Annotated in this window: 12 protein-coding genes; 3 read left to right on the forward strand and 9 right to left on the reverse strand. The window is 70.7% G+C overall.

The genetic code is table 11. The features are described from left to right. Positions 1-144: 144 nt before the first annotated feature. On the reverse strand, positions 145-2,013 hold the full coding sequence (gene lepA, locus ACWDEX_RS00840) for a translation elongation factor 4 (protein WP_450460952.1): 1,869 nt from the start codon (positions 2,011-2,013) through the stop codon (positions 145-147). Positions 2,014-2,244: 231 nt separating this feature from the next. Between lepA and rpsT the strand changes: the two genes are divergently transcribed. Beyond that, positions 2,245-2,511: a 30S ribosomal protein S20 gene (gene rpsT, locus ACWDEX_RS00845; RefSeq protein WP_450460953.1), complete on the forward strand. Its 267-nt coding sequence runs from the start codon at positions 2,245-2,247 to the stop codon at positions 2,509-2,511. A 354-nt stretch (positions 2,512-2,865) separates the two neighbouring features. On the opposite strand, the gene holA is transcribed toward rpsT, so the two are convergent. From holA to leuS, 8 genes are all read right to left on the reverse strand, one after another. Then, positions 2,866-3,855, reverse strand: coding sequence for a DNA polymerase III subunit delta (gene holA / locus ACWDEX_RS00850; RefSeq protein WP_450460954.1), 990 nt, complete (start codon positions 3,853-3,855; stop codon positions 2,866-2,868). A 91-nt stretch (positions 3,856-3,946) separates the two neighbouring features. Then, positions 3,947-4,192 carry a hypothetical protein gene (locus ACWDEX_RS00855; protein ID WP_450460955.1) on the reverse strand — a complete coding sequence of 82 codons (246 nt, stop codon included), beginning with the start codon at positions 4,190-4,192 and terminating at the stop codon, positions 3,947-3,949. Positions 4,193-4,233: 41 nt separating this feature from the next. Next, positions 4,234-5,115: a YceI family protein gene (locus tag ACWDEX_RS00860; RefSeq protein ID WP_450461108.1), complete on the reverse strand. Its 882-nt coding sequence runs from the start codon at positions 5,113-5,115 to the stop codon at positions 4,234-4,236. Between the two features lie 174 nt (positions 5,116-5,289). After that, a complete protein-coding gene (locus tag ACWDEX_RS00865; RefSeq protein WP_450460956.1) occupies positions 5,290-7,926 on the reverse strand; it encodes a ComEC/Rec2 family competence protein in 2,637 nt (878 codons plus the stop codon). Continuing rightward, positions 7,923-9,050: a helix-hairpin-helix domain-containing protein gene (locus tag ACWDEX_RS00870; protein WP_450460957.1), complete on the reverse strand. Its 1,128-nt coding sequence runs from the start codon at positions 9,048-9,050 to the stop codon at positions 7,923-7,925. The genes ACWDEX_RS00865 and ACWDEX_RS00870 overlap by 4 nt, the downstream gene beginning before the upstream one ends. Positions 9,051-9,193: 143 nt before the next feature. After that, positions 9,194-10,039 carry a DegV family protein gene (locus ACWDEX_RS00875; protein WP_450460958.1) on the reverse strand — a complete coding sequence of 282 codons (846 nt, stop codon included), beginning with the start codon at positions 10,037-10,039 and terminating at the stop codon, positions 9,194-9,196. 72 nt (positions 10,040-10,111) lie between these two features. Continuing rightward, positions 10,112-10,849 carry a hypothetical protein gene (locus ACWDEX_RS00880; protein WP_450460959.1) on the reverse strand — a complete coding sequence of 246 codons (738 nt, stop codon included), beginning with the start codon at positions 10,847-10,849 and terminating at the stop codon, positions 10,112-10,114. A 169-nt stretch (positions 10,850-11,018) separates the two neighbouring features. Continuing rightward, positions 11,019-13,907 (reverse strand): leucine--tRNA ligase, encoded by a 2,889-nt coding sequence (gene leuS, locus ACWDEX_RS00885; protein WP_450460960.1) that lies wholly within the window; start codon positions 13,905-13,907, stop codon positions 11,019-11,021. A gap of 445 nt (positions 13,908-14,352) precedes the next feature. Between leuS and ACWDEX_RS00890 the strand changes: the two genes are divergently transcribed. Continuing rightward, positions 14,353-15,558, forward strand: coding sequence for a cytochrome b/b6 domain-containing protein (locus ACWDEX_RS00890; RefSeq protein ID WP_450460961.1), 1,206 nt, complete (start codon positions 14,353-14,355; stop codon positions 15,556-15,558). After that, complete coding sequence (locus ACWDEX_RS00895; RefSeq protein ID WP_450460962.1) at positions 15,555-17,141, forward strand: NADH-ubiquinone oxidoreductase-F iron-sulfur binding region domain-containing protein; 1,587 nt, start codon at positions 15,555-15,557, stop codon at positions 17,139-17,141. Before ACWDEX_RS00890 ends, ACWDEX_RS00895 begins: the two co-directional genes overlap by 4 nt. The last annotated feature ends 7 nt before the right edge of the window (positions 17,142-17,148 follow it).

Consider the following 17,148-nt stretch of genomic DNA (forward strand, 5'->3'; position numbering starts at 1 on the left):
TCAGGGTAGAGCCCGACCGGCCAGTGCGTAAGAGGCGACGGGCCCTCGCTTCCTCCAGGAGTGCTGGTCCCATGCAAAGGGGCCCGCCGCGCTTTCGCACGACGAGCCCCTGTTCCACCCGGTCTGCCCGAAAGCAGCCAGTGGTTACTTCTTGGCCTTGCTCGATCCCCCGCTGTCGTCGCTGGAGAGCACGGCGATGAAGGCCTCCTGTGGAACCTCCACGGAACCCACCATCTTCATCCGCTTCTTGCCTTCCTTCTGCTTCTCCAGCAGCTTCCGCTTACGGGAGATGTCACCGCCGTAGCACTTGGCGAGGACGTCCTTGCGGATGGCACGGATGGTCTCGCGGGCGATCACCCGGGAGCCGACGGCGGCCTGCACCGGCACCTCGAAGCTCTGCCGCGGGATGAGTTCCTTCAGCTTGGCGACGAGTCGTACACCGTATGCGTACGCCTGGTCCTTGTGGGTGATCGCCGAGAAGGCGTCGACCTTGTCGCCGTGCAGCAGGATGTCCACCTTGACCAGGCTGGAGGTCTGCTCGCCGGTGGGCTCGTAGTCGAGGGAGGCGTACCCGCGGGTCTTGGACTTCAGCTGGTCGAAGAAGTCGAAGACGATCTCGGCGAGCGGGAGGGTGTAGCGGATCTCGACGCGGTCCTCGGAGAGGTAGTCCATGCCGAGGAGGGTGCCGCGGCGGGTCTGGCACAGCTCCATGATCGCGCCGATGAACTCGGTGGGCGCGAGGATCGTGGCCCGGACCACCGGCTCGTACACCTCGGCGAGCTTCCCCTCGGGGAACTCGCTCGGGTTGGTGACCGTGTGCTCGGTGCCGTCCTCCATGAGCACGCGGTAGACGACGTTCGGCGCGGTGGCGATCAGGTCGAGCCCGAACTCGCGCTCCAGTCGCTCGCGGACCACGTCGAGGTGCAGCAGACCCAGGAAGCCGACGCGGAAACCGAAGCCGAGGGCGGCGGAGGTCTCCGGCTCGTAGACGAGAGCGGCGTCGTTGAGCTGGAGCTTGTCGAGGGCCTCGCGCAGGTCGGGGTAGTCGGAGCCGTCGAGCGGATACAGGCCCGAGAAGACCATCGGCTTCGGGTCCTTGTACCCGCCCAGGGGCTCTTCGGCGCCCTTGTGCTGGCTGGTGATCGTGTCACCGACCTTGGACTGGCGGACGTCCTTCACACCGGTGATGAGGTAGCCCACCTCGCCGACCCCGAGCCCGTCGGCCGGGAGCATCTCGGGCGAGTTGACGCCGATCTCCAGCAGTTCGTGGGTCGCGCCGGTGGACATCATCCTGATGCGCTCGCGCTTGTTGAGCTGTCCGTCGATCACACGGACGTAGGTGACCACGCCCCGGTAGGAGTCGTACACGGAGTCGAAGATCATCGCGCGGGCGGGCGCGTCCGCGACGCCGACGGGGGCCGGGATCTGGTCGACGACCTTGTCGAGCAGCGCCTCGACGCCCAGGCCGGTCTTGGCCGACACCTTGAGCACGTCGTCCGGCTCGCACCCCACCAGGTTGGCGAGTTCCTCGGCGAACTTCTCCGGCTGCGCCGCAGGCAGATCGATCTTGTTGAGGACGGGAATGATCGTGAGGTCGTTCTCCATCGCCAGGTAGAGGTTGGCGAGGGTCTGGGCCTCGATGCCCTGGGCGGCGTCGACGAGGAGGATGGTCCCCTCGCAGGCGGCGAGCGACCGCGAGACCTCGTACGTGAAGTCGACGTGTCCCGGGGTGTCGATCATGTTGAGGATGTGCGTGTTGCCCGGATCGTGGGTCGGGGCCCACGGCAGACGCACCGCCTGGGATTTGATCGTGATGCCACGCTCGCGCTCGATGTCCATGCGGTCGAGGTACTGAGCGCGCATCTGCCGCTGCTCGACGACGCCGGTCAGCTGGAGCATCCGGTCGGCGAGCGTGGACTTGCCGTGGTCGATGTGCGCGATGATGCAGAAGTTGCGGATCAGCGCCGGGCCGGTACGGCTCGGCTCGGGCACATGGCTAGGGATCGCGGGCACGCAGGGTCCTGATTCTTGAGGCGTCCGCAGTGTCTGCGGTCTCGGGTCGGATCTATACGTAGCTTCCATGGTCCCACGCGCGAGAGGCTGCGACCGGTTTGGGCGGCCGGAAAGGCGGCTGGTAGCCTGGGTCACTGTGTCTCATGCCCTCTCAGCGCGAGGCACATCTGAAGAAATCACCGGCGCGGGAGACGGTCAGTCTCGCGTGCCTGAACCTGTAAAGGCTCATTCGTGGCGAACATCAAGTCCCAGATCAAGCGGAACAAGACGAACGAGAAGGCGCGCCTGCGCAACAAGGCCGTCAAGTCCTCGCTCAAGACCGCGATCCGCAAGGCTCGCGAGGCCGCTGCCGCGGGTGACGTCGAGAAGGCCACCGAGCTCCAGCGCGTCGCCGCGCGTCAGCTCGACAAGGCCGTCTCGAAGGGCGTCATCCACAAGAACTCGGCCGCCAACAAGAAGTCGGCGCTGGCCACCAAGGTCGCGGCCCTCAAGGGCTGAAACTTGATTTGAACGCCGGAGGGAACCGAGCGGGCCCTCTCTCATCCGCTCCCACCCGGCACCCGGGCTCGTACGCGGCCTGCGTTCGCCACGCGGGTACGAGCCCACGAGCTTGAACCAAGGCCCCTGCGTCTGACCTTCCCCAGGACGGACGCAGGGGCCTTCGGCGTGCGCGGGGCTCGGCTGTGCCGAATCCGGGGGCTGCCCCAGAGCAGAGGCGGGACGGCAGGCCCGCAGAACAGCACCGCCGGCACCGCCGGGCCACAAGGCCCGCAGGGCACGATCGCGGCACGACAGGCCCACAGGACACCACCACCGGGCCACAGGCCCGCAGGGCGGATGGGTGGCCCGCGGCTACGCCCGCCCCCTGGATCGCGCCGCCCGCGCGATCGTGACGACGGCCTTCTCCAGGGCGTACTCCGGATCGTCACCGCCACCCTTGACGCCGGCGTCGGCCTCGGCTACCGCCCGAAGGGCGATCGCCACGCCGTCCGGCGTCCACCCCCGCATCTGCTGGCGCACCCGGTCGATCTTCCACGGCGGCATTCCCAGCTCGCGGGCAAGGTCCGCGGGACGACCGCCGCGCGCCGACGACAGCTTCCCGATCGCCCGCACCCCCTGCGCGAGCGCACTGGTGATCATCACCGGTGCCACCCCCGTGGCCAGCGACCATCTGAGCGCCTCCAGCGCCTCCGCGGCCCGCCCCTCGACGGCCCGGTCCGCGACCGTGAAGCTCGACGCCTCGGCCCGTCCGGTGTAGTAGCGCCCGACCACCGTCTCGTCGATGGTGCCCTCGACGTCGGCGACGAGCTGGGACACCGCGGACGCCAGCTCCCGCAGATCGCTTCCGATCGCATCGACGAGCGCCTGGCACGCCTCGGGCGTCGCCGACCGGCCCTGCGTCCGGAACTCCCCTCGGACGAACGCCAACCGGTCCGCCGGCTTCGTCATCTTGGGACAGGCCACCTCCCGCGCCCCCGACTTGCGCGCGGCGTCGAGCAGCCCCTTGCCTTTGGCGCCGCCCGCGTGCAGCAGCACAAGGGTGATCTCCTCGGCGGGCGAGCCGAAGTACCCCTTCAGCTCCTTGATCGTGTCGGCCTGCAGATCCTGTGCGTTGCGTACGACCACGACCTTGCGCTCGGCGAAGAGCGACGGACTGGTCAGCTCGGCCAGCGTGCCGGGCTGCAACTGGTCCGAGGTCAGATCCCGTACGTCCGTGTCGGCGTCGGCGGCTCGCGCGGCGGCCACCACCTCCTGCACGGCACGGTCGAGCAGGAGGTCCTCCTGGCCCACGGCCAGGGTGACGGGGGCGAGAGGGTCGTCATTCGCGGTCTTCTTGGCCATCACAGAAAGCATCCCACGCGCCACTGACAACACGATCCCGGCACCGGCCGCTCACCGCCGGGCCCTGTCGGCGCACGGCAGGCACCAGGAGTTACGGCGCCTCCCGCCAGCCGTCCCACTCCCCCGCGAACGCGTCCAGCCGCTCCGGGTCGAGCAGCCCGTCCTCGTCCCGCAGCACCACCAGCCACTGCGCGTCCTCGGCATCGTCCTCACCGGCCAAGGCGTCCCGCACGATCTGCGGCTCCTCATCGAGGCCGAACCGCTCCCCGAGCGCCTCCGCCGCCTCTTCCGCGGCATCGCGGTCGGGCAGCACCAGTACGTGTCTCACATCGCTCACGGGGCCATTCTCCGGCACGCCACCGGCAGCGAACACGCAGGTCAAACCTTGGGCACGAGCTGCACGTCCAAGTCGATCGTGATGCTCGGACCGACGGCCGCGATTCCCCGGGCGAGCATCGTCTGCCAGCTCACGGTGAAGTCGTCGCGGTGCAGTTCCGTGGTGGCCCGGCAGGCGGCCCTCACCTCGCCCTCCACGCCGTTGCCGAGGCCGAGGTACTCCGTTTCGAGCGTCACCGTCCGCGTCACCCCGTGCAGGGTCAGCGCCCCGGTCACCGCCCACCTCGTGCCGCCCTTGTGCACGAACCGGTCGCCGTAGAACTCCAGGGTCGGAAAGCGCGCCACATCCAGGAAGTCCGCGGACCGCAGGTGGTGGTCCCGCATCGCGACGTTGGTGTCGATGGAGGCAGCGTCGATCACCACGTGAATCGCGGAACGCTCCATCGGGTCGGCGACCCGGGCAACCCCTGCGAACGTGTTGAACCGCCCGTGGATCCGGGCCAGTCCGATATGCCGCGCGGTGAACGCGATCGAGGAATGCGTCGGGTCGATCTCCCAATCGCCCGCCCTCGGCAGCTCCGGCGGCCGGGCGACCTGGAGCGTGACATCGCCCAGCGAGGCCAGGGAGTTCTCCGCGACAACGACGCTCGCCAGGTACGGCGTGTACCCCTCGGCCGACACCGCCAGCCGGTACTCCCCCGCCGGCACGGTCGTCAGGAACGACCCGAACGGGTCCGTGCCGCCCGCCACCACCTTGCGGCCCAGGGCGTCACTAACCGTGAACTCGGCGTGCCTCACTGGCTCGTTGACCGGATCGAGCACCCGACAGCTGAGTACTCCGGCGTTGGGCGGCATCCATATCGCCGTGAGGGGCCCGGTCCGTTGCACCTGGTTCGTACGGTTTCCCCGCCAACGGCCGATCATCTGCGACACCCCTGCGCAACGTGACACTATCTGCTATCGAAGATGCATTTGATCACCACTGAGGCTTTCGAGGCAACACGGACTACATCACGGGAAACCAGAACATGTACCTGAACTAAGCACGAGTACCCCCAATTGGCCTTTTTTGCTCGGTCTTTCACGGGTATCGCGACTTCAGTCCCTCGCCACGGCCAGTCCCTTGCCTTCTCCGGTGACGGCGATCGCCCCGTCCCGGTCCGTACGCAGCACAAGCGCGCCCTCGTCCCGCAGCGCCGCGAGGGTGCTCGGCGCCGGATGACCGTACGGGTTGTCCCGGCCGCACGACACGAGCGCGAGCCGTGGCGCCAGCCTCCGTATGAGCTGCGGATCCTGGTACGCCGATCCATGATGGGCGACCTTGAGAACGTCCACGGGCCCCAGCCCGGCACCGGCCGGTGACCTCAACAGCTCCTGCTGGGACAGCGGTTCGAGATCACCGGGCAGCAACAGGGTGAGTCCCGCCGACCGTACGAGCAGGGCGACGCTCGCGTCGTTCGGCCCGTCCGGGAGCGAGGCGGGTTCTGGCGGCGGCCAAAGCACCCGCCAGTCGAGCGCTCCGGTACGGCGGTGCTCCCCGGCCACGGCACGCGTCACCGGAATGCGCCGGGCGGCCGCCTGCGCCCGGACGGATGCGGCCTGCTCCCGTGGCTCCTCCAATCCGGTCGTCTCGATCGCACCCACCGAACGCCCGCGCAGCACTCCTGGTAGCCCCGCCACATGGTCGGCGTGGAAGTGGGTCAGCACGATCAACGGAATGCGGGTGACGCCGAGCCGAGTCAGACAACGGTCGACCAGCACCGGATCGGGGCCCGCGTCCACGACCACCGCCGTGGCGTCGCCCGCGGCGAGCACGGTCGCGTCCCCCTGGCCCACGTCACACATGGCGAACCTCCAGCGGGGTGGTGGCCACCCCGTGATCACACGGGGCAGGGGCGGCGGCTGCACCACCACAAGCAGCAGCACCAGGGCGCAGACGCCGGCCAGCCAGGGGTGCCGAAGGAGGCGTCGGCCGATGAACACGACGAGCATCGTCACCGCCGCGAGCAGCAGCGCCCCCGTCCAACTGCGAGGCCAGTCCACTCCGCCGCCCGGCAGAGACGCCCCCGTACGCGCGATACCGGCGATCCACCCCGCCGGCCAACTCGCGCCCCACGCCAGCGCCTTGGCAAGGGACATCGCCACCGGTGCGGCAGCGAGCGCGGCGAAGCCCAGCATCGTCGCCGGGACCACCGCGAACTCCGCGAGCAGGTTGCACGGCACCGCGACCAGGCTCACCCGCGCCGACAGCACCACGACGACCGGCGCGCACACCGCCTGCGCGGCGGCCGCGGCGGCCAGTGCTTCGGCCAGGCGCGGCGGCACATGGCGCCGGCGCAGTGACGCACTCCAACGTGGGGCGATGGTGAGCAGGGCGCCGGTCGCCAGCACGGAGAGCAGGAAGCCGTAGCTCCGGGCGAGCCAGGGGTCGTAGAGCACCAGCAGCAGGACGGCCGCGGCCAGCGCGGGAAGCAGGGATCTGCGGCGCCCGGTCGCGATGGCGACCAGGGCGATCGCCCCGCAGGCCGCGGCCCGCAGCACGCTCGGGTCCGGTCGGCACACGACCACGAAGCCGAGCGTGAGCGCCCCGCCGAGCAGCGCTGTCCCCCGCAGCGAGATGCCGAGCCGTGGCGCGAGTCCCCGGCGCTCGACGCGTTGCGCCAGACTTGCCGGGCCGATGAACAGGGCCAGCAGGATAGTGAAGTTGCCGCCGCTGACGGCCAGCAGGTGGGCGAGGTCGGTTGCCTTGAAGGCGTCGTCCAACTCGGGCGTGACCCGTGCGGTGTCCCCCACGACCAGCCCCGGCAACAGCGCCCTTGGATCCGGATCGAGCCCTTCCGTCGCCTCTCGGAGCCCGGCGCGCAGCCGCCCCGCCCAACGCTGCGCCCCGGTCGGCTCACCCACCACTTCGGGTGGGCCCCCGCCGCGCACCCGCGCCACGGCGGCGACGCGGTCACCCCCGGCCAGCGGGGGTACCAGCCGTACGGTCACCCGTACCCGCGTGGAGGGCAACAGCGCCGGCCAGGATGTGGACCCGGCCCCCTTCGCTGCACCCGTCGAACCGTCCCTCACCGTCCGACGGTTCACGTCGGCGATCACCAGGACCGGCGCCCGGGTCGCCGTCACGGTCCCGTCCGGCTTCGTCAGACGCCGGATCTCCCCGTCGAACAGTACGGCGGTCGGCGTCATGTGGTCGCCCTTGACCCTGGGCCGGGCGAACCGCGGATCGGAGGAGACCTCGATCTCCGCGGTCACCTCGGCGTGTTGACGCGCGAGTGCCGGGACGGGTCCCCGCCGCAGGTCCGCGCCATGAAGGCCGGCAGAAGCCCCGGTCGCCGCGACACAGAGCAGCACGGCGGCGACGGACGCCTTCGACCAGGCGCCCCCTGGCCGGCGACCGGCCTCGGCGACGTCGCGCTCCCCCTGCCGCCGCACCACCAACAACCCGCCGGCCGCCGCGAGGCAGATGACGACCACACCGGTGAGCCACGCGGGCGGGGCATGTACCGCCCATGCCGCCGTCCCCCAGGCCGCGAGCGCCGGTGGCACCAGCCGCAGGTCCGTCGGGCTGTCCTGCCGGGGGTGCGGGTCGCCCAGGCGACTGGGGGCGGCGGGCGAATCAAGGACGCCCCGCGCAGCCGCGCGGTCGGGGCCCGTAGTCCACGAGGCGCCGGTCCGCCCGCCCTGGGGCGGCGCCTGTGCCCCGTCCACGCCTCCTTCCTCCGGCCCCCTCATGGTCGTACGAGATTCCGCAGATCGGCGAAGCGGCGCTCGCCGATGCCGCTGACCTTGCGGAGTTCGTCGACCGAGCGGAATCCGCCGTGCTGGGTGCGGTAGTCGACGATGTGCTGGGCCAGGACGGGGCCCACGCCCGGCAGTGCGTTGAGCTGGTCCATGGTCGCCGTGTTGAGCGAGACCGGGGTGGCGGGGGCCGCGCCGCGCGCCGATCCACCGATGGCCGGGCCCGCAGGGTCGGTGCCCGGCGCCGGGGTGGGGCCGCCGACCAGGATCTGTTCGCCGTCCACCAGGAGGCGGGCGCGGTTGAGGCCGTCGGTGTCGGTGCCCGGACGCACACCGCCCGCGGCCAGCAGGGCGTCCGCGACCCTGGATCCGGCCGGAAGCCTGAGGAGTCCGGGCTTGTGTACCTTGCCGCTGACGTCCACGACGACCGCGCCGGCCGCCCCCGTCTCCGCGCCGGCCGCGACCTCCGCCCGCGGCCCTCTCGAACCACCCGGCTCAGTCGACCGCTCGGTTCCTCGCACCCCGTGCGGTGCCGCCGCCCGCACCTCCTCGGGTGCCTGCACCGGCTGCGTCCGTCCGACCCAGAAATGCTGTGCGGCAAACACCGCGGCGACCACGAGCAGCACACTCAGCGCCGCCACGCTCCTGCGCTCCAGCCCGCACCTCGTCTGCAGCCACAGCGGCAGCCGCTCGCGCACGGCAGGCCCGACCCGCTCCCCCCACGCGCCACCCGTCGCCCCGTGTACAGGGACGTCGCCACCCTCCTCGGGGGCAGAGGCAGCCCGCCCCGGCCGGGGCAGCCGGACCGGCTCGACGCCGTCTTGTCCCGGCAGCCGGACGTTGCCGCCATCCGCTGTCGTACGCGTCCGTGGCTCGTCCATGGTCGAGGCCTCGGACGGCGGCCCGTTCCCCGACTCCCTCCGCTCCTTCACCCCTTGTGTGAAGAGCCCCTCCGCACGCAGGCGCAGGATGTCGGCGGCCGGTGCCCGGTGGTGCCGTCGGGCGCGGTGCCGCGCGTGCCGCAGGCGGTGGCGCGTGCGCCCGTCGGAGCCGGGCCCGCGACCGGGACCACTCGTCGGAGTAGGACTGAAGGGCCGCGAAGGTGATCGAAGTGACATGTGCCGAGAATGGGGTACACCGTCCACTTCGCGATGATCTTGGTCAAATCCAGGGGATTACTACCAAGTTGTGGATAATCCCGTCACTCACACGGAGGACAACCGCCACTGCGACCATGCGAGCAGGCATCGGTGTCGCCGCGTCACCTCGGCGATACCACGGCCCCCAGCAGGCCGGGCCCGGTGTGCGCCCCGATCACCGCTCCGACCTCGCTCACATGCAGGTCGGCCAGCCCCGGCACCCGTGCCCGCAGGCGGTCCGCGAGAGCCGACGCCCGCTCAGGGGCGGCGAGATGATGGACCGCGATGTCGACCTCCGTGCCGCCCGCACGCTCGGCCACGATCTCCTCCAGGCGGCCGATGGCCCTGGAGGCCGTACGCACCTTCTCCAGCAACTCGATACGGCCGCCGTCCAGCTGCAGCAGCGGCTTCACGGCGAGCGCCGAGCCCAGCAGCGCCTGCGCCGCTCCGATCCGGCCGCCCCGCCGCAGATAGTCGAGGGTGTCGACGTAGAAGTACGCGGAAGTGCCCGCCGCCCGCTTCTCCGCCGCGGTGACCGCCTCGTCCACGGTGCCGCCCGCCTCCGTGGTCTTGGCGGCGGCCAGCGCGCAGAAACCGAGGGCCATCGCGACCATCCCCGTGTCGACCACGCGCACCGGAACGGGAGCCTTGCTCCCGGCGAGTACCGCGGCGTCGTACGTGCCCGAGAGCTCGGAGGACAGGTGCAGCGAGACGATGCCGCTCGCCCCCGTCTCCGCGACCTTGCGGTAGGTCTCGGCGAACAGTTCGGGGCTGGGCCGGGAGGTGGTGACGGGCCGTCGCTTCTGCAGGGCCTGGGCCAGGGAGCGGGCGGAGACCTCGGTGCCCTCTTCGAGCGCCTGGTTGCCCAGGACCACGGTCAGCGGCACCACGGTGATGCCGTGGCGCTCCATCGTCCGCGGCGGCAGATAGGCCGTTGAATCGGTGACGATCGCGACATGGCGGGACATGAGCTGGAGGTTACCTGCCGGAACGAACGGGTGGCAGCCCGGCCCCACCGGCCGGGTCGCACCGGGTCGAGATCATGATGTGCTCTCTGGACGCGCCTTCCGCTGCCAGGGGTGCACGGGCCGCTGTCCCGGTGGGGTGATGGCGGGTCGGGTCGGCCCCTGCGGCGCAGGGGCCTCGGGAGTCTCCGGCCACGTCCGGCCGTCGGCGGCAACTGCGTCGGAGGCCGGTGCCTCCGGCCAGGACGGCGCGGACGCCGTCGGCGACTCCTTGACCCAGTGGCGCAACGCGCCCGCCTCCACGTCGATCTGCGCGCTCAGGGCGTCCAGGTCGTCCTCCGCGAACCGGCGGGCTCTGTCGTGTGCCGCCCAGCGCAGCGAGTCCGCCGACCCCGTGATCCGCTCGGTACGCTCGCGCAGTCCGGGCAGCCGGGAGGCCATCGTGCCGCGGTCCGGCTCGGCCTCAAGTCGCTTGAGTTCGGCGTCCAGCTCGAATCCGTGCGCACTGAGGCGTTTGAAGAGTTCCAGCGATTCCTTCAGCGACTCGTCCCCGCTGACGCCCGCATGCAGCGCGTCCTGCGTGGCGCGCATGGTGGTACGCAGCTTCAGACGGAGCTGGGCGAGTTCGCCCACCGGACCGGGCTGGGCAATGGTCTTGGCGCGCAGCGTGGTGTCCTCGACCGTACGGCGGGCCTGCGCGATGGTGCGGTCCACGCCGCGTTTGGCCGCGCCGATCGCCTTCACCGTCGCATAGACCCCGAGTACGACGCACAGCACGCACAGGAGCGCGACGACGGTCAAGACGGCTTCCACTGCGCTCCTCCTACGCCCGGCCACGCGGCTGCTGCGCCACTCCTCCACGGTAAACGCAACGGGCAGGCCCTGGGTTCCGTATGAACCCCGAACCTGCCCGTAGGGGACTACCCCGACGCGGTGAGAAGGCGCCGTTCACCTGGGCGTTCGCGCCCCGGTGCGACGACGGCTAGGCGGTGACGATGTTCACCAGCTTCGGCGCGCGGACGATCACCTTGCGGATCCCGGCGTCGCCCAGTGCCGCGACCACCTTCTCGTCCGCCATTGCCACCTTCTCCAGTTCCTCCTGGGAGATGGAGGGCGGAACCTCCAGGCGTGCCTTGACCTTGCCCTTGACCTGGACCACGCAGGTCACGGTCTCGTCGACGACGTACGCCGGGTCGGCGACCGGGAAGTCCTGGTGGACGACGGAGTCGGTGTGGCCCAACTTGCGCCACAGTTCCTCGGCGACGTGCGGGGCCAGCGGCGCGACCAGCAGGACCAGGGACTCGGCGACGACACGCGGTACCGCTCCGCCCGTCTTCGTCAGGTGGTTGTTCAGCTCGGTGATCTTGGCGATGGCGGTGTTGAACCGCAGGCCCTCCAGGTCCTGGCGCACCCCGTCGATCGCCTTGTGCAGGGCGCGCAGCGTCTCCTCGCCCGGCTCGGTGTCAACGACGGTGACTTCGCCGGTCTTCTCGTCGACGACGTTGCGCCAGAGCCGCTGCAGCAGCCGGAACTGGCCCACCACCGCGCGCGTGTCCCACGGACGCGACACGTCCAGTGGTCCCATCGCCATCTCGTACAGGCGCAGCGTGTCCGCCCCGTACTCGGCGCAGATCTCGTCCGGAGTGACCGCGTTCTTCAGCGACTTGCCCATCTTGCCCAGCAGGCGGCTGACCTTCTCGCCCTGGTAGTAGCAGGCGCCGTCGCGCTCCTCCACCTCGGCGGCCGGCACCGCGATGCCGCGGCCGTCGCGGTAGACATAGGCCTGGATCATGCCCTGGTTGAACAGCTTGTGGAACGGCTCCGGCGAGGAGATGTACCCCAGGTCGTACAGGACCTTGGACCAGAACCGCGCGTACAGCAGGTGCAGCACGGCGTGCTCGGCGCCACCGACGTACAGGTCGACGCCACCGTGCGGCATGCCCTCGCGCGGGCCCATCCAGTAGCGCTCGATCTCCGGGTCGACCAGCTTCCGGTCGTTGTGCGGGTCCAGGTAGCGCAGCTCGTACCAGCACGAACCCGCCCAGTTGGGCATGGTGTTGGTCTCGCGGCGGTACTTCTTCGGTCCGTCGCCCAGGTCCAGGGTGACGTTGACCCACTCCTCGTTGCGCGACAGCGGCGTCTCGGGCTGGGTGTCCGCGTCGTCCGGGTCAAAGGTGCGCGGGGAGTAGTCCTCGACCTCCGGCAGCTCCAGCGGCAGCATCGAGTCGGGCAGCGCGTGGGCGATGCCGTCCTCGTCGTAGACGATCGGGAAGGGCTCGCCCCAGTAGCGCTGGCGGCTGAACAGCCAGTCACGCAGGCGGAAGTTGACGGTGCCCTGACCGATGCCCTTGCGCTCCAGCCACTCGGTGATGCGCGCCTTGGCGTCGACGACGTTCAGACCGTCCAGCGAAACGGCCTCGCCGACGGAGTTCACGATCTTCGCGTCGTACGCGACGAAGGCGTCGTCCCACGTCGACGCGTCGGTGCCGCGGCCGTCGGTCGGCTCGACGACACAGCGGACCGGCAGCTCGAAGGCGCGCGCGAAGGCGAAGTCGCGGCTGTCGTGCGCCGGGACGGCCATGATCGCGCCTGTGCCGTAGCCCATCAGGACGTAGTCGGCGATGAAGACCGGGATCTTCTCGCCGGTGACCGGGTTGAGCGCGTACGCGCCCGTGAAGACACCGGTCTTGTCCTTGGCCTCGGCCTGTCGTTCGACGTCGGACTTCGAGGCCGCCTGGGCGCGGTAGGCGGTGACGGCCTCGGCGGGCGTGGCGTGGCCGCCGGTCCACACCTCGTGCGTGCCCTCGGGCCAGGTGTCGGGGGTGAACTTCTCGACCAGCGGGTGCTCGGGCGCCAGCACCATGTAGGTCGCGCCGAACAGGGTGTCCTGGCGCGTGGTGAAGATCGTGACCGCCTCACCGTCGATCGGGAAGTCGACGCGGGCGCCCTCGGAGCGGCCGATCCAGTTGCGCTGCTGCAGCTTGATGGCCTCGGGCCAGTCCAGCCCCTCCAGGTCGTCCAGCAGCCGGTCCGCGTACGCCGTGATGCGCATGTTCCACTGGCGCAGCCTGGACTTGAAGACGGGGAAGTTTCCGCGCTCGGAACGGCCGTCGGCGGTGACCTCCTCGTTCGCCAGGACGGTACCCAGGCCCGGACACCAGTTGACGGGCGCGTCGGAGGCGTACGCCAGGCGGTACTCGCCCAGGACGTCAGCGCGCTCGCCGGCGCTCAGCTCGTTCCACGCGCGCCCGTGGTCACCGGGTACGCCGCGCTCGCCGCTCTCGAACTGCGCGATCAGCTCGGAGATCGGTCGGGCCTTCTTCGCCTCGTCGTCGTACCACGAGTTGAAGATCTGCAGGAAGATCCACTGGGTCCACTTGTAGTAGGCCGGGTCGATCGTGGCGAACGACCGGCGCTTGTCGTGGCCCAGGCCCAGCCGGCGCAGCTGGGACTTCATGTTCTCGATGTTGGCCTCGGTGGACACCCGCGGGTGCGTGCCGGTCTGCACCGCGTACTGCTCGGCGGGCAGGCCGAAGGCGTCGAAGCCCAGGGTGTGCAGGACGTTGTGGCCGGTCATGCGCTGGAACCGGGCGAACACATCGGTGGCGATGTAGCCCAGGGGGTGACCGACGTGCAGGCCCGCACCCGAGGGGTACGGGAACATGTCCATGATGAACTTCTTGGGCCGGGCGACCACCTCGGGGTCGCCGGCCAGGTCTCCTCCCGGGTTCGGCGCCTCGTACGTGCCCTCGGCGTCCCAGAAGTCCTGCCAGCGTGCCTCGACCTCGGCCGCCATGGCGGCCGTGTAGCGGTGCGGTGCTGCCTCCGCCGCCGACACGGCAGCGGCGGCAGCGGGGTTCGTCTCGCTCATGATCCTCAAAGCTCCATCGATCGTCTCTGCCAGCGGCTGTGACATTCAAGAAACGAAAAATCCCCTCGCACAGGAGGGGATGCCGCGCCGATTCCGACCTTGGGACTCGCCCGGTGGTCGGGACTGATCAGCGCGGCTCGCTAAGCAGAAGGCGTACGGCACGCATGGCGTCAGGGTACCGCAGTGCCCGAGGACGCCGCGACGGGCCGGGCGCTCCCGAGGGGTGGGAGGCGCACCCGAACACCCAGGGGCGGGTTGTGAAGGTCTCGAAAAGACGAACGAAGTTCAAACGCAGATTCGCGTGACGACGGCCCCTCGGACATCACAACTTCCCCGTTGCCCTTTGGTAACGACGCAATAACTCAAACCTCGTACCGCTCGGTTTGGAGCCGCCTAAAGTGCGGCAGCGGGACCTCCTTCCCGAAACTGTTCGGAGTTGCCCCCCATGAACCCTCGACGTAGTCACCGCTCGCTCCCCAAGCCGGGCCGCTCGGCCTACGGTGTGGCGACGGTTGTGGTCCTGCCGCTCATACCCGTCATCGTGCTGGCCGGCGGGAACGCGGTCCGTGACTTCCTCAATTACGGCGCCGGCGTCCTGTCGCTGGTCGCCCTGTCCTGCTCGGTGATCTGGGGCCTGATCGCGACCGACCGGCTGTTCCTCGGCACGCGCCAGCGCATCGTCGCGCAGGCCGTGCACCGCGCGACCGCCGTCTCGTCGGCCGCCTTCCTGCTGCTGCACATCACGGTCAAGCTCGCGCTCGACCACACTCGGCCGATCGCCGCGCTGATCCCCTTCAGCCTCGGTGTCACCGGTTCGGCGGGCCTCATCGGCCTGGGTTCCGCGGCCGCCCTGCTGATGATCTTCACGGCCCTCACCGGCGCACTGCGCAGTGCCTTCGCCTCCCCCGCACCCATCGCCGCCCACTGGCGGGCCATGCACATGCTGGCCTACCCGGCCTGGTGCTGCGCCCTGATCCACGGCCTGTACGCGGGACGCCAGGCGAAGCCGACCATCGTGATCATGTACAGCCTCTGCCTGATCGCAGTCCTGGGCGCCCTGGCCCTGCGCAGTGCCCCACACCCGTTCAAGCGCAAGCTGGCCGATCGGATCGCCGCCCTCCTGGACGCCGAGAACCGAAAGGGCCGCAAGGGCCTGGCGGCGAGCCGTGCCCGCAGCTCCGAGGCAGTCCTGGCGGGCTTCACCGCACGCCCGGAGGGCCGTGGCGACGCCATCGCAGTGGGGCGCATCCCTCCGCAGCCTTCCGCGTCCCGCTACGAGGCATCTCCGGCCCCCACCATGTCCCCGCGCATGGTTCCTCCCCCGGGCGTGCGACCCACGGAGGCGATGCAACGCGCCGGCGGCGGCTCGGCCGACCGGCCGATTCCGTCGCCGCCCATCGGCGCGGCGCCCCCCACCGGGTACGACTCGCTCCAGAGCACCGGATACGGCATCCCCGCCTACGGCAGTCCGGGACAGGGCGAGTACGGCGTGAGTGAGACGTACGCCACGGGTGAGACGAACGCCCCCTATGGCACGTACGTCTCCAACAACACGTACAACACGGGTCCCGCAACGGAAACGCTGCCCGGCGCCTTCGGCACGCCGAGAGCCGGTGAACCCTGGAACGCCCCTTCCGGAGGCTTTGAGTGAACGAGGCCCTGCCCGACGTCCCAGAGGTCCGCGTGGTGGGGCTGCCACAGCTCACATCGGGTTTCGACCTCGCCGAGAGACTCGATCTGTCCCTGCACCTCAAGGTGCACGGCCCGCTCGAACCGCTGGGCGGCGAGCAGCTCGCACAGCTCGCCGAGCGGATCTCCCTGAAGGGGCGCGGCGGCGCGGGGTTCCCCTTCCACAAGAAGCTGTGGTCGGTCGCCGAGTCGGCGATCCGCCGCGGAGTGCGGCCGGTGGTCGTCGTCAACGGAAGCGAGGACGAGCCCGCCTGCCGCAAGGACACGGTGCTGATCAACCGCGCCCCGCACCTCATCGTGGACGGCGCCCTGCTGGCCGCGAAGGCCCTCGGCGCTCGCACCCTCGTCGTCGGAGTGACTCGTGCCTCCACCGAGCGGTCGATGAGACAGGCGCTCGCCGAACGCGGGCTGAGCAACCGGCGCGGGGCGCCGATACGCGCGCGCGTGCAGCGCAATCCGGTGCGCATGGTCACCGGTGCGGCCGCGTCGCTGATCCGTTCCATCGACGGCGGACCGGCCATCCCGCCGGGCCGCAAGATCAGCGCTTCGCGGAGAGGTGTCGGCGGCGCACCCACGCTGCTCTCGAACGCCGAGACGTTCGCCCAGCTCGCGATCGCCGCGCGCATCGGCCCCGAGCGCTACCGCCACACCGGGCTGTACGACGAGCCCGGCACCGTCATGCTCACCGTCTCCGGCGCGGTCAGCCGCCCCATGGTGCTCGAGGTCCCCACGGGCGTGCCGCTGCGGTACGTGCTCCAGCTGGCCGGCGCCCCGCCGGTTCCGCAGGGCGTCCTGACCGGCGGCTACCACGGCAGATGGATCGACGCGGCGACGGTCGACCAGGCCGTCGTCTCGCGCAACTCCCTGGCCGCCGTGGGCGGCTCGCTCGGCGCCGGTGCGATCCTGCCGATCAGCCAGGACACCTGCCCGCTGGGCGAGTCCCTGCGGGTGGCCAAGTGGCTGGCCGAGGAGAGCGCGGGACAGTGCGGCCCCTGCTACCTCGGGCTGCCCGCCGCGGCACGCGGTATGGAGGACGTCCTGGGCGGGGGCGGCCCCGCCGCCCTTGAAGCGCTCAAGCAGGTCGCGAAGGCCGTGAAGGGGCGTGGCGCGTGCTCGCACCCGGACGGCTCGGCGATGTTCCTGGAATCGACCGTCACGGCATTCGCGGACGACCTGGCCGCGTATGTCCTCGGCAAGGGCTGCGGCAGACCCGTGGAGGGCGTCCTGCCCCTCTTCGAAAGCGGCCGGGCCGAGCCGGAGGCGGGTGCCGGTGGACGGAAGATCTTCGTCGACTGGACCCTGTGCCGCGGCCACGGCCTGTGCGCGGACATCCTCCCGGAGGTCTTCGAGCTGGGTGCCGACGGCTTCCCCACCGTCGCCCAGGCGCCGGTGCCGCGGTACGCCGAGGCGAAGGCGCTGCGGGCGGTACGCCGCTGCCCTGCGCTCGCGCTGCGGATCGAGGAGGACACGCGCTCCAGGCCGCCGTCCCGCAGCAACCTGCCCGTATTGTCCCAGGGCCGAGGGCGCCGCACCCTCGGCCGCTGAGTGGGCC

The sequence above is a fragment of the Streptomyces sp. NPDC001020 genome, assembly GCF_053599115.1.

Excerpts from the sequence above, each read along its gene's own strand:
- ACWDEX_RS00860 (WP_450461108.1), bottom strand. The coding sequence starts at position 5,115 with ATGATCGGCCGTTGGCGGGGAAACCGTACGAACCAGGTGCAACGGACC.
- ACWDEX_RS00865 (WP_450460956.1), bottom strand. The coding sequence starts at position 7,926 with ATGAGGGGGCCGGAGGAAGGAGGCGTGGACGGGGCACAGGCGCCGCCC.
- ACWDEX_RS00870 (WP_450460957.1), bottom strand. The coding sequence starts at position 9,050 with ATGTCACTTCGATCACCTTCGCGGCCCTTCAGTCCTACTCCGACGAGT.
- ACWDEX_RS00890 (WP_450460961.1), top strand. The coding sequence starts at position 14,353 with ATGAACCCTCGACGTAGTCACCGCTCGCTCCCCAAGCCGGGCCGCTCG.
- leuS (WP_450460960.1), bottom strand. The coding sequence starts at position 13,907 with ATGAGCGAGACGAACCCCGCTGCCGCCGCTGCCGTGTCGGCGGCGGAG.
- ACWDEX_RS00875 (WP_450460958.1), bottom strand. The coding sequence starts at position 10,039 with ATGTCCCGCCATGTCGCGATCGTCACCGATTCAACGGCCTATCTGCCG.
- holA (WP_450460954.1), bottom strand. The coding sequence starts at position 3,855 with ATGGCCAAGAAGACCGCGAATGACGACCCTCTCGCCCCCGTCACCCTG.